The organism is Paenibacillus harenae (genome assembly GCF_030812415.1).
Lineage (GTDB): Bacteria > Bacillota > Bacilli > Paenibacillales > Paenibacillaceae > Pristimantibacillus > Pristimantibacillus harenae_A.
Window position 1 is genome coordinate 153,108 of the sequence record NZ_JAUSST010000001.1, and the last position, 14,284, is coordinate 167,391.

General features: G+C 51.4%; 15 protein-coding genes. 2 read left to right on the forward strand and 13 right to left on the reverse strand.

Annotated elements, in window-relative coordinates; translation table 11 throughout:
* Nucleotides 1-131: 131 nt before the first annotated feature.
* Genes J2T14_RS00670 through J2T14_RS00680 form a run of 3 tightly spaced genes read right to left on the reverse strand, consistent with a single transcriptional unit; the run spans nt 132 to nt 1,994 of the window.
* Nucleotides 132-743: a DUF3298 and DUF4163 domain-containing protein gene (locus J2T14_RS00670; protein ID WP_307466779.1), complete on the reverse strand. Its 612-nt coding sequence runs from the start codon at nt 741-743 to the stop codon at nt 132-134.
* 16 nt (nt 744-759) lie between these two features.
* Nucleotides 760-1,272, reverse strand: coding sequence for a GNAT family N-acetyltransferase (locus J2T14_RS00675; protein WP_307466782.1), 513 nt, complete (start codon nt 1,270-1,272; stop codon nt 760-762).
* Nucleotides 1,269-1,994, reverse strand: coding sequence for a phosphonate ABC transporter ATP-binding protein (locus J2T14_RS00680; RefSeq protein ID WP_307466785.1), 726 nt, complete (start codon nt 1,992-1,994; stop codon nt 1,269-1,271). The genes J2T14_RS00675 and J2T14_RS00680 overlap by 4 nt, the downstream gene beginning before the upstream one ends.
* A gap of 160 nt (nt 1,995-2,154) precedes the next feature.
* Here J2T14_RS00680 and J2T14_RS00685 point away from each other — a divergent pair, with 160 nt between their 5' ends.
* Nucleotides 2,155-2,379: a hypothetical protein gene (locus J2T14_RS00685; protein ID WP_307201234.1), complete on the forward strand. Its 225-nt coding sequence runs from the start codon at nt 2,155-2,157 to the stop codon at nt 2,377-2,379.
* Between the two features lie 71 nt (nt 2,380-2,450).
* Here the strand turns inward: J2T14_RS00685 and J2T14_RS00690 are convergent, their stop codons facing one another.
* A complete protein-coding gene (locus J2T14_RS00690) occupies nt 2,451-2,588 on the reverse strand; it encodes a hypothetical protein (RefSeq protein ID WP_307201236.1) in 138 nt (45 codons plus the stop codon).
* Between the two features lie 153 nt (nt 2,589-2,741).
* Here J2T14_RS00690 and J2T14_RS00695 point away from each other — a divergent pair, with 153 nt between their 5' ends.
* Nucleotides 2,742-3,476 (forward strand): HAD family hydrolase, encoded by a 735-nt coding sequence (locus J2T14_RS00695; protein ID WP_307466788.1) that lies wholly within the window; start codon nt 2,742-2,744, stop codon nt 3,474-3,476.
* A 65-nt stretch (nt 3,477-3,541) separates the two neighbouring features.
* On the opposite strand, the gene J2T14_RS00700 is transcribed toward J2T14_RS00695, so the two are convergent.
* The 9 genes from J2T14_RS00700 to J2T14_RS00740 all read right to left on the reverse strand — a co-directional run bounded on the left by J2T14_RS00700 (nt 3,542) and on the right by J2T14_RS00740 (nt 14,264).
* Entirely contained in the window at nt 3,542-5,833 is a 2,292-nt protein-coding gene (locus J2T14_RS00700) for a type IA DNA topoisomerase (RefSeq protein WP_307466793.1), read from the reverse strand.
* A 205-nt stretch (nt 5,834-6,038) separates the two neighbouring features.
* A complete protein-coding gene (locus tag J2T14_RS00705; RefSeq protein ID WP_307466795.1) occupies nt 6,039-7,163 on the reverse strand; it encodes a hypothetical protein in 1,125 nt (374 codons plus the stop codon).
* 49 nt (nt 7,164-7,212) lie between these two features.
* Nucleotides 7,213-7,533 (reverse strand): hypothetical protein, encoded by a 321-nt coding sequence (locus tag J2T14_RS00710; protein ID WP_307201243.1) that lies wholly within the window; start codon nt 7,531-7,533, stop codon nt 7,213-7,215.
* A 109-nt stretch (nt 7,534-7,642) separates the two neighbouring features.
* A complete protein-coding gene (locus J2T14_RS00715) occupies nt 7,643-9,130 on the reverse strand; it encodes a glutamate synthase subunit beta (RefSeq protein WP_307201245.1) in 1,488 nt (495 codons plus the stop codon).
* 227 nt (nt 9,131-9,357) lie between these two features.
* Nucleotides 9,358-9,846, reverse strand: a complete 489-nt coding sequence (locus tag J2T14_RS00720) for a dihydrofolate reductase (RefSeq protein WP_307201247.1) — start codon at nt 9,844-9,846, stop codon at nt 9,358-9,360.
* A 54-nt stretch (nt 9,847-9,900) separates the two neighbouring features.
* Nucleotides 9,901-10,857, reverse strand: a complete 957-nt coding sequence (locus J2T14_RS00725; RefSeq protein ID WP_307466797.1) for a thymidylate synthase — start codon at nt 10,855-10,857, stop codon at nt 9,901-9,903.
* Nucleotides 10,858-10,918: 61 nt separating this feature from the next.
* Complete coding sequence (locus tag J2T14_RS00730; protein WP_307466800.1) at nt 10,919-11,404, reverse strand: acyl-CoA thioesterase; 486 nt, start codon at nt 11,402-11,404, stop codon at nt 10,919-10,921.
* Between the two features lie 115 nt (nt 11,405-11,519).
* Nucleotides 11,520-12,938 carry a dihydrolipoyl dehydrogenase gene (lpdA, locus tag J2T14_RS00735; RefSeq protein WP_307201253.1) on the reverse strand — a complete coding sequence of 473 codons (1,419 nt, stop codon included), beginning with the start codon at nt 12,936-12,938 and terminating at the stop codon, nt 11,520-11,522.
* A 3-nt stretch (nt 12,939-12,941) separates the two neighbouring features.
* Nucleotides 12,942-14,264: a dihydrolipoamide acetyltransferase family protein gene (locus J2T14_RS00740; RefSeq protein ID WP_307466802.1), complete on the reverse strand. Its 1,323-nt coding sequence runs from the start codon at nt 14,262-14,264 to the stop codon at nt 12,942-12,944.
* Nucleotides 14,265-14,284 lie beyond the last annotated feature (20 nt).

Sequence of the window (14,284 nt, forward strand, 5' to 3'; positions counted from 1 at the left end):
CTTCTTTAAATGTATGAAACCTTGTCCTCGGACATGCTCCAACGGGACAAGCATTTGTTTTGCTGCTGACACGGCAAAGCAAACAGCCACACCTGTATGGATGCGGCTGCGCAAAGTTTCGCTAATTTTGATTAATCATTTGGTGTCATTTGCCCGAGCGGGCCTTCTTCATTGATAATGTCCTGAATATCGTACAACGATATCGGAAAATAAGGAAAGCCGAACACATACGGCGTCAATTCATAAATCTGGAAGTAGATAACGAGTGCCCGATCCGCAATATAGTAGTCTTGGTCGGGCCGGATCGTCTTGAACGGTTCGATCGGAGCAATATCCCGCTCTTTGATCTGTACGGCGATCATCTCGTTTAAGCGCGACACGTAGTCGCTGCCGGGCTTGAACAATTGAGCGAGCGTATATCGCTCCCCTGTCGATTGCTTGAACGTCAGCGAATCCTGAAGCGTCAGGCCATGTGCTCCGCCTGTATAGGCGTAGTTAAATAACGATAAGCTCAGTACGTCTTTCTCGTTCGTCTTCTGCTCATAGTAGCCGATCATCTCGGCGTTTGGCTCCTGGAGCGAGCCTTGGCTGTCCACTAGCTTTTGAGCGGATTCCTTGATCGCATCATTGATTCGTTTGTCAGCCGCCGAGCTGACGCCTCCGGATATATGCGGTACCGCAAGGTCTGCTTTGTGAAAATGAGCCTTGGCGGTTTGCACGACAACGGGTGATTGGAATGCCATGCCTGTGAACACCTTCCTATTCGGTAAGATGCTCCATTGTATGCAGGTCTAGGCTCATCTCATACCAGACGATTCCCCCATGTTTGGAAGCCGATTGACCGTGTAGGACGAAGCCTTGCTGTTCATAAAAGCCGATCAAATGAGATTCGCACATTAAGGAGACAGACTTCAGATAAGCGCTGCGGCACTGCCCGATCAGCTTCCGCAGAAGCATGCCTCCAATGCCGCGCCTGCGATTGTTCGCATCCACCGCAACGGTTAGCACGCAGAAGCTATGGCCTTCAGGGTCGTCGCCATGCTCGCCTTTAAGCTCGTCGCCGCATTCCTCTTGGGAGGTACGAACGCCGTTAACGATGCCAACAAGTCTGCCGTCGGCCCATGCAGACCAGAAGTATTCGGGATACAAGCGTATCCGATGTCGAAATCCTTCAAGCGTTGCGGCCGCTTCCGGCGTATAACAGCTCAGCTCCAGCGCAATGGCTTCGGGCAGCTCCTCCGGGGCAATTGTCCGCAATTCTATTCCGATCACAGCAACTGCTTCTCTCTTTCAGTCAGCCTGCGACCCTTCACGTCAAGCACAAGCTTCCCGGCATTCAGACCGATAATGCGGTCCGCGAACCGTTCCGCCCAATCGCCTTGACTAAGAACGGCAATGACGATTACCCCCTGATCGCGGCAAAGCGCTTTCAAATCAGATAAAACCTGATCTGCCGTATGAGGATCAAGTCCGGTTACCGGCTCATCCGCCGCAATCACTTTCGCGCCATGGACAAGCGCTCTTGCGACAGCCATCCGCTGGCGCTCGCCGCCGCTTAGCGTACTCGCCTTCTGATGCGCCTTGTCGATCAAGCCGCGCTTCTCGATCATATCCATCGCACCCATGTAATCGTCGTTGCGAACCATGCCCGTCCACCGCCGCCAAGCAGGCGTTTGCGATACCGAGCCAATGATGACGTTCTTAAGGCCTGTCTTCGTCGGGAACAAGAACGGCTTCTCTTCAAGGTAGGCAACCTGCTGGCGCACTTTACGTTTCGCCATGATGCCTTGCTTGAACACTTCGGCTCCGTCGAAATAATACGAGCCTTCCGTCCAACTTTCTTGTAGCGACAAGCATTTGAGCAGCATGGACTTGCCGCTGCCGCTGCTTCCTTTGATCGCTATAAAATCACCGGGCTGCGCCTCGAAGCTTACTTGGTCAAGCACCTTAGGTCCGCCTGGAATTTGTTTCGTCAAACGCTGAATTCTTAACATTTCTCGCGCTCCTTCTGCTTGCCTCAATCGTATCTATAAATCTAGTTTACGGGAAACAAAAAATAGTTTCCATACGAACAAATGTTTGGTATAATGAAAATAAGAACAAACGTTCTATCTTGCGTGTAAATGTTAAATCATTTAAGGAGGATCGATCATCATGAAAAAACAATGCGAAAATTACCGTTATGTAGAGAAAGGACGCCCCTATCGCGACCTAACCTTTAAGTTCTACGCGGACGGACGGCTCGTCATTATCGACAATAACGCAGAGGAGGTGATCGCTCCGAGAGACTTGAAGGGCGACAGCCTGGATTTCTATGTACGCAGACGGATCGCTTTCATTAAGAATCAGCTAACTGCCTCGCAGCTCAAATACGCTTAATCGCACCCATACGTTACGCGGCTGGAGAGGCACGCTTGCCCTCTCCTTCTCGCGAGTCATTACAATCTTTACTAAGGCAACTGCTTATTAATACCGTTCATGCTCGGCGGTCTCTTGGCGAACTTCTCCGATTTCAATGTTACCGTTTGTTCACGGAAGCTGGAATGATTTTGCTGGTTCTCAGTCTTGTTGCTTTTGTTGAATGGCATGCTTATCACCTCCAGTATCATTATGTGAATTTTGTTTAATATGTATGTGAATCGAACTGTGCAAGCGTAAACGGCCGTTACATTGACTCTGCGTCTTCGTTGCGGTAGATTGGTCATACAGCAGCCAATCGCCCTACAAAGGAGTCGCTCTCTATGAAGCAGCAAATTATGTTCGACCTGGACGATACGCTTATTCACTGCAACAAGTACTTTTACTTGGTCGTCGATCAGTTCGTCGATGCGATGACAACCTGGTTTCAAGGCTACAACGACATAACAGCCGATGCTATTCGAGACAAGCAGACCGAGATCGATATTGCCGGCGTCGCGGTGTTCGGTTTCAAGAGCGAGCATTTCCCGCAATCGTTCGTTGACACTTATGCCCATTTCTCTACCGTAACAGGGCGGAAACGTTCGAAGACGGAAGAAGACTTGCTGTGGAAGCTCGGGCTAAGCGTGTACGAGCATGACAATGAGCCTTACCCGAACATGGAGCAAACGCTATATGAACTGGCTAATACCGGTCATGAGCTTCATCTGTATACAGGGGGCGAGATCCTCATCCAGCGCCGTAAGATTGAGAAGCTTCAATTGGAGCGTTATTTCGATTCGCGCATCTACATACGCCGATTGAAGAATAGCGAAGCATTGGAGAACATATTGGCTGAAGGTCCCTTCGATCGCAGCCGGACGTGGATGATTGGCAATTCAATTCGCACGGACGTTGTGCCGGCTCTTACGGCAGGCATACATGCGATCCATATGAAAGCCAAGTCTGAATGGCAGTATAACATCATCAATATAGAGGTTGAGCCGAAGGGCGCGTTCTTTACGCTCGATCAGCTTAAAGACGTGCCGGATACGATTCACCGCTATATTGGACGCTAGCATCCCGAATACGAAGAGGCCGTGCGGTTAGGAAGCATTCCTCCTGACCAACGGCCTCTATTGCTTTATTCGATCGCAAGCTCTCCGGTCGTTTCGTTTCTCAATACGATTCGGCCTTCCGTCTGCGTGCCATCCTGAAGCGTCACCTTCAGCTTCGCCGTTTTGCCTTTCTCGATCAGCGACTTGACTTGCCCGTCGGTCAAACTTCGACCATAGCTTTCCTTCCAGATAACGAACTTGCATCCTTCCTTATAATGCGAGCACCCATAACCCTTCCGCCCCATAAAAATCGAACCGCCGCATCCAGCACTCGGACAGACACCGATAATAGACGGCTGTGCAGCCGCAGGGGCAGCTTGAACGGCGACACCGCCTGTTGGTGCAGATGCTGACTTTGCACCCGTTGAACGAGCGCGTGAGCCGCCTGAAGGGGAAGCGGTACGTTCCCCTGCCGCAGCTTTGCCTTTGCCTCTTGTCGATTTACCTTGCGCAGGCGCTTCGCTCTCAAACAAATTTTTGCTCGCTCTCGACTGTATGCGCACTTTATCGACAATCATCGTCGCGAATTTCTTCACATTGTCCATGAATTGTTGATCTGAAGCCGACCCTCTTGCGATTTCATTCAAACGTCGCTCCCACATCCCGGTCATTTCCGGCGAAGTAAGCAGCTCTATTCCGGCACCGCGTATTAATTCAATGGCCGAACGACCTTTTTGCGTAATAAGTATTTTTTTGCCTTGCATTTCGACATAACCGACGTTTTTCAGACGTTCTATCGTAGCAGCGCGGGTGGCTGGAGTGCCAAGACCTGAATCCTTCATCGCTTCTCGCACATCATCGTCTTCGATCTGCTTGCCCGCGCTCTCCATCGCTTTCAGAAGCGTACCCTCCGTATAATGCTTCGGAGGCTGCGTATCCTTTTCCTTGACGATAGCGTCCGCGCAAGTAACCCCTTCGCTTGCCAAGATCGAGAACGGCTCGCTGACCTCGATTTCCTCTTCCTCGGCCGAGTCTTCCTTCTCTTTGCCCTTGGTCGCCTTAGGCTTGTCCTTCTTTTGATCGGCATAAATCACTTTCCAGCCCAGACTTAGCAGCTCTTTCACCGTCGTCTTGAAGCTTTCGCCTTCGACTTCCGTTATGACAGTATGCACCTTATACTCGGCAGCCGGATAGAACTGGGACAGAAACCGGCGTACGACCAAATCGTACAGCTTCTGCTCATCCGGGTTCAATCCGTTCGCCTTGCGATTGGTCGGCAATATGGCATGATGATCTTCAACTCTGGAAGGATTGCAAATAAATTTATTCCCTTTATGGACTAACCCGCGGTTTGCGCCTTTCACGAACTCATCGTAAGCCGTGCCTTGGAGCGCGTTTAACGTTTTGTGCATTTCCGGAATGTTCTGCTCGGTCACATAGTTGGAATTCGTCCTCGGATACGAGATCACTTTATGCTTCTCATAGAGCGCCTGCGCGACGTCAAGCGTCTTCTTCGCCGAGAAGCCGTATTTGCCGTTCGCTTCGCGCTGCAGCAGCGTCAAGTCGTACAACTTGTTCGGGTATTCCTTCGTGTCCTTCACCTCGTAAGAGGCGATTCGTCCATCCTTTCCCTTCACCTTGGCGGCTAATGCGTCGGCCTTCTCCTTATCGGTCATCCGTTCGCCTTGCCACATGCCGCGATATGTCATATCGCCTTGGGCGAAGTGTCCCTCCAACTCGAAAAACTTCAACGATGAGAACGCCTCGATCTGCTTCTGCCGATCATAAATCAGAGCGAGCACCGGCGTCTGCACGCGCCCAACGGACAACAGCACATTATGCTTTGTCGTGAACGCCCGCGAGCCGTTCATTCCGATCAGCCAATCGGCTTCGCTGCGCGCCGTGGCGGCCTTGGTCAAGTTATCGTATTCCGAACCTTCTCTTAGCTCCTCGAAACCCTTCCTAATCGTCTCCGGGGTCAAGTCCGATATCCAGAGCCTCTTTACCGGCTGGGATAGCTTCAGATGGCGCTGAATGAGCGAGAAGATGTATTGGCCTTCCCTCCCTGCGTCGCAGGAATTGACGAGTCTATCGCTGCGTTTCGCCAGGTCTGCGATCACCTTAAGCTGATCCATCGTTTTTCGGTTCGGAATAAGCTTGAACTTATCAGGAATGATAGGAAGATCGTTGATATTCCATTTCTTATACCGATCGTCATAGGCATCCGGCTCGGCAAGCCCGATGAGATGACCGATCGCCCACGTTATAATATAATGCTCCCCTTCTATGTAGGAACGGTGATTTTTCGCTTTAGGATCTATTGCGGCCGCTATATTTCTTCCCATATCGGGTTTCTCCGCAATAATTAACGTCTTCAATACAGAATCGCTCCTTCATTACGATCATTCTTTGTTACCCATTTTACAGACATCCGGTCAAAAAGGGAATGGACGACACGGAAGCATTAATGGCTGTCGCTATCCTCAGGACTCCTATTTTCATGGAAAAAACCTGATCGGACCATCATCCGAATCAGGTTCATTCCTGAATAACCATCTATAATGGCATCTAAAAGTTATTGATTTATTTCTCCCCGACGTAAGCGGCAATTGCGCCGAATATCGAACGCACGCCATCCGACCAGTGTGGATCTTCCGCATATTTGCGGTTAATCCAAGTGAACGCATCGGCATCCGCCGGTCTGTCCTTGCTTAGATTGAAGATCGTTCTGGCTGCAATCTCTGCCGAATCATGGATCGTCGTATTGTATTCCTTCCAGCTATGGAACACATTAAAAGGATTGTTTGCTATCTCGCCAGCCTGCTTTTTGGTACTTGGAACGAAAGCCTGCTCCTGCCCTGTAATGGCGAACAGCAGAATCGGGTGGATATCGAACGCATGAGCTGCATCGATAATGGCGTCGAAGTAAGGTTGTTCCGCAAGCACCGAAGATTTGGTCTCAAGATAGCTGATGAGCTTGTCCTCGTCGATAGATGTATAACGCAGTTCCATCGGCAATCCGCCTGCCGCAATCTCGACCTTCTGTACCGGCTTCATTGCAATTGGTGGCTGCATCTGACCTGCCGCCGGCCTCGACAATGACCAAGCGTGCAAGACGGTCGCAACAACCAACATGGCGCAAAGCGACAAATACATCAGATTTCGGCGTTGGAACTTCGTCTTCAGCAGCTCGTATGCTGCATTTGGAAGCGTTACGACCTCCGCAGATCGGGTTGACGCCGTGTCTTGCAGGAACTTTACCGGTTGCGAGGCAAGCTGCGCTCGAAGCAAAGACCATAAGCTGACTTGCCGCCCGCTCGTCTCTCCATCTGATTCGGCAAGCCTGTCCAGCAGACGGCCCATTACATCGGATTCGCATTGAATCTGCAGTTGACGTTCAATCCATGCATGGAAAGGTGCTGCGATAGCAGCTATACTCCGATCCAGGGACAAGCAAGCGCCGAAAATATCGTCAGCCCTTACGGGCCGCCCTTGCTCCATAACGGCGCTCCGAATTAATTCCGAAGTAATTTGTCGTTTAACCGACTCTTCGAAAGCAGGCAATTGCTTATGTATAATGCGAGTAACGGCATCGGCAACAATCTCCGCCCGTTGCTCCTGCGGCATTGAGGCATACTTATGTTGAACATAGCTGCGAATGTTTCTAACATCAGACGGAGAAAGAACCAGTGCTTCTTCGGCCGGCATCGTTAATCGCTCCTTCGCATCAACTATACCGATTTTACCACAACTTTCCTTACGATAGGGAGCTTAGTTTATGAATTTGCTCTTGAATATGAGGCAGCATAACGAAATTCGTGATTTGCTCCTTCTCGCCTACTGTGAATTGGTATTCGCAATCGCAGCCTTCATCCTGAGGCACGATCTGTGCAATCGCTCCGCTATGCGTGCAGATGACGAGCGCCGTAAAGTCGATCAGATCATCGGGAACGGGCGTATCGGCTTCAAGCTCAAAGCGAAGCGTGATGTCCATCCACTGATGATCACGTCGTTCGATGGATGGCTTAATCGCCCGAAAGCGAAGCTCCGTCACTCGGTCAAGTCCATATTTAATCACATCAATTCCTCCGCATTCTAACAAATTAATCGTGCCCTAGGATTCCTATTACGAGAAAAAAGCGCCCGAAGGCGCTCATCTCTATTCCTTATATCGTCGGCATCTTTACTTAAGGAAGCATCGACGATCCCATCAAATATTTGTCAACCTCTCGAGCCGCTTCGCGACCCTCGTTGATTGCCCATACGACCAAGCTTTGGCCACGGCGCATATCGCCGGCAGCGAACACTTTGTCCACGTTTGTTTTGTATTTTCCGTAAGCGGCTTTAACGTTCGTACGACGGTCTTGCTCAAGGCCGAGCTGCTCGATTACCGGTTTCTCAGGGCCTTCGAAGCCGACAGCGATGAATACGAGATCGGCAGGCCATACTTTCTCCGTGCCTGGAATCTCGCTATAAATCTTGCGGCCCGTCTCGTCGACCGTACGCTCGATTTGAACGGTGTGAAGCTCTTTCAAGTTGCCATTCTCGTCGCCGACGAATTTCTTCGTCAGTACGGAGAATGCGCGCGGATCTTCGCCGTACAACGCTTTCGCTTCCTCTTGAGCGTAATCAAGCGTGTAGACGTTCGGGAACTGCGGCCAAGGGTTGTTGATCGTATCGCGCTCAAGCGGTGCTTTCGCATGCGTACCGAATTGCGTTACCGACTTGCAGCCGTGACGAAGCGCAGTTGCCACGCAGTCCGTACCTGTATCGCCGCCGCCGATAACGATAACATCCTTGTCTTTCGCCGAAATATAGTTGCCGTCTTCCAGATTCGAATCGAGGTAGCTCTTGATCGTGCCGTTCAAGTAGTCCATGGCCATATGAACGCCGTTCAGGTCGCGTCCTTCGATCTCTACATCGCGAGCGCGAGTCGAACCGCCGCATAATACGACGGCGTCGAAGTTCTCGACAAGCTCGTTCGCCGTAATATCTTTGCCGATCTCCGTGTTCGTTACGAACTCAACGCCTTCCGCTTCCATCAAGTCGACGCGGCGTTGAACGATATGCTTCTCAAGCTTCATGGTAGGGATACCGTACGTGAGCAATCCGCCGATGCGGTCTGCTCGCTCGTATACCGTTACCGTATGACCGGCTTTGTTCAATTGGGCGGCAGTCGCCATTCCGGCAGGGCCGGAACCGACAACGGCTACCCGTTTACCCGTACGAACCTTCGGAGGCTGCGGTACGACCCAGCCTTCCTCGAAGCCGCGGTCGATAATAGCTTGTTCGATCGTCTTAATCGTTACAGGGTCGCCAATTAAGCCGACTGTACAGGAACCCTCGCAAGGCGCAGGACATACGCGGCCTGTAAACTCGGGGAAATTGTTCGTTTTGTGCAGGCGGTCAAGCGCTTCGCGCCATAGACCACGGTAAATGAGATTATTCCACTCCGGAATGAGGTTGTTAACCGGGCAGCCCGACACGGAGCCAGCCAGTTCCATTCCCGTATGACAATAAGGCGTGCCGCAATCCATGCAACGCGCGCCTTGCGTCTTCAGTTGCTCATCCGAGAAATGCTTATGAAATTCCTGCCAATCCTTAATGCGCTCCAGCGGGTCGCGATCGGCCGGCAATTCGCGTTGATATTCCATAAAACCAGTAGGTGTAGACATGATCGCATTTCCTCCATCCAAATTTCCGTTTACCATACTAACAATCTCTTTAAAACTATATCGGGAATCCATCAAATATTCAACCACAAACTTTGCAAAGTGCCTATATACTATTGTAAAACATCCTAGCATTCCTGTCACAAGGAGGTTAATGGATTATACGCACAATCATTTGCACTATCTTACATAACGTTCGTCAAAAGTATACAGAATCTCGCTTATAATGGCTACATCTTGCGTAAATAGGTACAAAATGTGAAGTTATACGTGTTATGCTCATCTCTCAGCTTATGTTCGCCTCTGATCAAATCCCACTCCGTTTCATCGACAGCCGGGAAATAGGCGTCCGCCCCCTCGATCTCGGCCTCTACATCGGTAAGCAGCAGCTTGTCCGCAAAGGGGAGGAATTGCTCGTAAATATCGGCGCCGCCCATAATCATCAGTTCATCGTTTCGATACCGCTCCAAAGCTTGCTCAATGGAATGAACAATCTCGCAGCCTTCCTGCTCGTAACCGATTTGGCGCGTTAAAATAACGTTTTTGCGGTTCTTAAGCGGCTTGCCGATCGAGTCGAACGTCTTTCTTCCCATTAATACCGTCTTGCCCGTCGTGTTGGCCGTAAAATAGGCCATCTCCGCCTTCAGGCGCCATGGCATGCGGTTCTCAATGCCGATCGCACGGTTGCGATCCATGGCCGCAATTAAAGTAATAGACATCGCGCAGCCGCCCCTCTCTCTCGTGAAATACGCTATTGCCGCTCTAATCGACGATTAGACGGCTACAGGAGCCTTGATCGGCGCATGCGGATTGTAGCCTTCGATCTTCAAATCGGCCACTTCGAAATCAAAAATCGATTTCTTGTCCGGATTCAAGCTAAGCCGCGGCAGATCGAATGGTTCGCGGCTTAGCTGCAGCTCGATCTGCTCGATATGATTGCTGTAAATATGGGCATCGCCAAGCGTATGAATGAACTCGCCGACCTCAAGGCCGCATTCATGGGCAATCATATGCGTCAGCAAGGCATAGCTGGCGATATTGAACGGAATGCCCAGGAAAATATCCGCGCTGCGTTGATACAGCTGGCAAGACAGCTTGCCTTCAGCCACATAGAATTGGAACATCGTATGGCAAGGCGGCAGCGCCATACTCGGAATGTCCTCCGGATTCCACGCCGATACGATCAACCTTCTGGAATCGGGATTGCGCTTGATCGTGTCGATAACATCCTTCAATTGGTCGATCGTCTCTCCTTGCGTCGTCTTCCATTGGCGCCATTGCTTGCCATATACGTCGCCGAGCTCGCCGAACGCAGCAGCGAATGCATCGTCTTCAAGAACGTTACGCTTGAAAACCTCCATCTGCTCTTCGTATAACGCATTGAACGCTTCATCCGTCTGCGAGCGCAAACCGAAGTTCTTCATATCAGGACCTGTATAAGCGCTGCTCTCTATCCATCTCTTGAACGCCCATTCGTTCCAAATATTATTGTTGTTCTGCAGCAAATAACGGATGTTCGTATCGCCCTTTATAAACCATAAAAGCTCGCTCGCGATTAATCGGAACGGAACTCGTTTCGTCGTCATTAACGGAAAGCCTTCACGCAAGTCGAAACGCATCTGGTAGCCGAAGGTTGAAATCGTGCCTGTTCCCGTACGGTCTTCCTTCTTCGTACCGCTGGCCAGCACATCCCTAAGCAGCTTCAGATAGGCTTGCTCGTTGTTGCTCATCCCGATTCGCCCCCCTCTATTGAACCCAACAGAAATAAACAAAATAACATATATTATAACATTAATTGCGATCCCTGTCCTGCTTTCGTTTGCGACGCAGTTGGTGACGTTCCGGGGCGGAAGCATGCAGACTGCGCTCCTCCTCCAACTCCGGAACGACGGCAGGAACGGGCGAGGGCTTGCCGTCCGCCCCAAGCGCAACGAAGTTGAAGAATGCGGTCACCGTCTTCCGGCGCTCGCCGGTGTACAAATTTTCCGATTCGACCGTTACGTATATTTCCATGGAGCTGCGATGCGTCCACGTAACGAAAGCTTCAACCTCGATAACCTCTCCCACCCGAATCGGCGCCAAGAAGTCGAGACTGTCGGTCGAGGCGGTCACTACCTGCTTTCGGGCATGTCGCATCGCCGAGATGGCCGCCACCTTATCCATATACTCCATGAGCTTGCCGCCGAACATCGTCTCATGATGGTTCGTGTCAAGCGGAAAAATAAGCTGCGTCATGATCGTTCGGGATTCACTTGCTTTCCTCGTAGCTGGTTCCATTGCCGATCCCATCCCTTCTAGCGTTCGTATCGGGCCTTTAAAGCGCAAAGAGGCCCCGACGGCAGGAGCTTGCCGCGTGACCTCTATTATTGCGAATGAGCATCGTCAAAATTGCTTATTTTTTAATGAACGTATGGATCGGATGACCAAGCGCCACTTCGGCAGCGTCAAGGACGATCTCGCCAAGCGTTGGATGCGCGTGAATCGTAAGCGCGATGTCTTCAAGAGTAGCGCCCATCTCGATAGCCAGAGCAAGCTCGGCAATCATGTTGGAAGCTTCGAGACCGATTATTTGTGCGCCAAGCACAAGGCCGGAGTCCGCATCGGATACGAGCTTCACGAAACCCTCGGTAGCGTTTAGCGATATAGCGCGGCCGTTGATAGCAAACGGGAATTTGCCCATTTTAACGTTATGGCCTTTGTCCTTTGCTTCTTTCTCGCTTAGGCCAACGCTTGCGCATTCCGGATCGGAGAAGCATACGGCAGGTACGCATTTATAATCGATGACGCTAGGCAGACCTGAGATTGCCTCGGCTGCTACGCGACCTTCGTACATCGCTTTGTGAGCAAGCGCAGGGCCAGCGATAATATCGCCGATTGCATAGATGTGCGGGATGCTCGTACGGCATTGTTCGTCAACCTCGACAAGACCGCGGTCGGACATCTTCAGGTTGATCAGGTCAAGGCCAAGCTCGCCATCCGTATTCGGACGACGGCCAACCGTTACGAGCAAGTAATCAGCCGTTACTTTCTCTTCTTTGTCGCCTACTGTGTAAGTGACCGTAACGTCTTTGTCGGTTTGTTCGGCGCTCTTCGCTTGAGCGCCGGTAACGATGTCAACATTCGTGCTTTTCAGTTTCTTCGCAACGATCGAAGACATATCTTTGTCGAAGCCCGGAAGGATCGAGTCGGAGCCTTCGATAACCGTTACTTTCGTGCCGAACTTGGAGTACATTTGTCCAAGCTCGATACCGATGTAGCCGCCGCCGATAACGACGAGGCTCTTCGGAATTTCAGGCAGAGACAATGCGCCCGTCGACGACACGATGCGGCCGCTGAACGGGAATGCTTTCAGTTCGATTGGACGCGAACCTGTAGCGATGACACAGTTCTTGAAACGGTAGCGCGGCGCTTCCTGATCGTTGAATACGCGAGCTTCGTTTTCGTTAATGAACATCACTTCGCCTTGGAAGTATTGAACTTTGTTCGCTTTCAAGAGCGATGCTACGCCGCCGGTCAATTTTTTGACGACGCCGTTTTTGAATTCTTGCACTTTGCTGAAGTTAACCTTTGCCTCGCCCGCTTCGATACCGAATGCGGAAGCGTGGCTGATCGACTCATATTGATGCGCCGCGGAAATAAGCGCCTTCGACGGAATGCAGCCTACATTCAAGCATACGCCGCCTACATATTCTTTATCCACGATTAAGACGTTTTGGCCAAGCTGAGCGGCACGAATTGCCGCTACGTAACCGCCGGGGCCCGCGCCGATGACTAGAGTGTCAATATCTAGGGAAGCATCTCCAACTACCATGTCTTATACCTCCATAATGAACAGTTCGGGTTGACCCAGAAGCTGTTTGATGTAGTTCATAAAGTTTTGTGCCGTTGCGCCGTCGATGAGACGGTGGTCGAAGCTGAGCGACAATGCCATGACTGGAGCCGCTACGATCTCGCCGTTACGTACGACCGGCTTCTCAGTGATACGGCCTGTGCCAAGAATCGCGACTTCAGGGAAGTTGATGACCGGCGTGAAGAACATGCCGCCCGCCGAACCGATATTGGAGATCGAGATGGTGCTGCCTCTAAGCTCGTTTGCGCTAAGCTTGCCGTCGCGGCCGCGAACAGCCAGGTCACGAATAGCGTCGGCTACCATGAAAATATTTTTGCGGTCCGCGTCTTCGATAACGGGAACGATCAAGCCGTTGTCCGTATCCGTTGCGATACCGATGTTGTAATATTTGCGCAGAACGATTTCTTGATTAGCTTCGTCAAGCGTAGCGTTCATGATCGGGAACTGGCGGCATGCTGCCACGAGCGCCTTCACGATGAACGGCAAGTACGTAAGCTTCGAGCCTTTTTTCTCTGCGTAAGGCTTATATTTTGCACGGAGTGCAACAAGCTCGGTAACGTCTACTTCATCCATGATCGTTACATGAGGAGCCGTGTATACCGATTTCACCATGGCGTTCGCAATAGCTTTGCGGATGCCTTTGAACGGTACGCGTTCTTCTGGACGGTAAGCCGTGCCAGCTGCCGTAGGAGCTGCTTTCGCTTCGCTCTTAGGTGCTGCTGCGCTTGCTTGTTCTGCAGGTGCCGCCGCGTCCGTTGCTGCTGCAGGAGCTGCCGCTGCGCCTCCGAATCCAGTAACGTCTTCGCGTGTAATGCGTCCGTTCTTGCCAGTGCCGCTAACTTGCGTCAGGTCCACGCCTTGCTCGCGAGCGAACTTGCGCACGCTTGGCGTTGCAAGCACAAGACCGCCAGTCGCTTTCGGTGCTGCTACAGATGGAGCAGCTGCCGGTGCCGCTTGTACTGCTGGGGCTGGTGCTGGCGCAGCTGCCGGTGCCGCTTCTGCCTTAGGCGCTTCCGCTGCAGGAGCTGCTTGCTCAGGCAAGTCGCCTTCTGCGTCGATAATAGCAACAACCTCGCCAACATGGCATACTTGGCCGTCCTTCATTAGAACTTCCGTTACTTTGCCGTTAACCGGACAAGGGACTTCAACGATCGCCTTGTCGTTCTGGACTTCCATAATAATATCTTCATCAGTTACCGTGTCGCCGACTTTGATATGCACTTTAATGATTTCGCCTTCGTGCAATCCTTCGCCGAGCTCTGGGAAACGATATTCAAATTTTGCCACCGATCGCATCCTCCTCAAAG

Bases quoted from the DNA above. Each gene is read 5' to 3' on its own strand.
- J2T14_RS00715 (WP_307201245.1), bottom strand. From the start codon at position 9,130: ATGTCTACACCTACTGGTTTTATGGAATATCAACGCGAATTGCCGGCC.
- J2T14_RS00705 (WP_307466795.1), bottom strand. From the start codon at position 7,163: ATGCCGGCCGAAGAAGCACTGGTTCTTTCTCCGTCTGATGTTAGAAAC.
- J2T14_RS00695 (WP_307466788.1), top strand. From the start codon at position 2,742: ATGAAGCAGCAAATTATGTTCGACCTGGACGATACGCTTATTCACTGC.
- J2T14_RS00720 (WP_307201247.1), bottom strand. From the start codon at position 9,846: ATGTCTATTACTTTAATTGCGGCCATGGATCGCAACCGTGCGATCGGC.
- J2T14_RS00690 (WP_307201236.1), bottom strand. From the start codon at position 2,588: ATGCCATTCAACAAAAGCAACAAGACTGAGAACCAGCAAAATCATTCC.
- J2T14_RS00680 (WP_307466785.1), bottom strand. From the start codon at position 1,994: ATGTTAAGAATTCAGCGTTTGACGAAACAAATTCCAGGCGGACCTAAG.
- lpdA (WP_307201253.1), bottom strand. From the start codon at position 12,938: ATGGTAGTTGGAGATGCTTCCCTAGATATTGACACTCTAGTCATCGGC.
- J2T14_RS00670 (WP_307466779.1), bottom strand. From the start codon at position 743: ATGGCATTCCAATCACCCGTTGTCGTGCAAACCGCCAAGGCTCATTTT.
- J2T14_RS00730 (WP_307466800.1), bottom strand. From the start codon at position 11,404: ATGGAACCAGCTACGAGGAAAGCAAGTGAATCCCGAACGATCATGACG.
- J2T14_RS00685 (WP_307201234.1), top strand. From the start codon at position 2,155: ATGAAAAAACAATGCGAAAATTACCGTTATGTAGAGAAAGGACGCCCC.
- J2T14_RS00725 (WP_307466797.1), bottom strand. From the start codon at position 10,857: ATGAGCAACAACGAGCAAGCCTATCTGAAGCTGCTTAGGGATGTGCTG.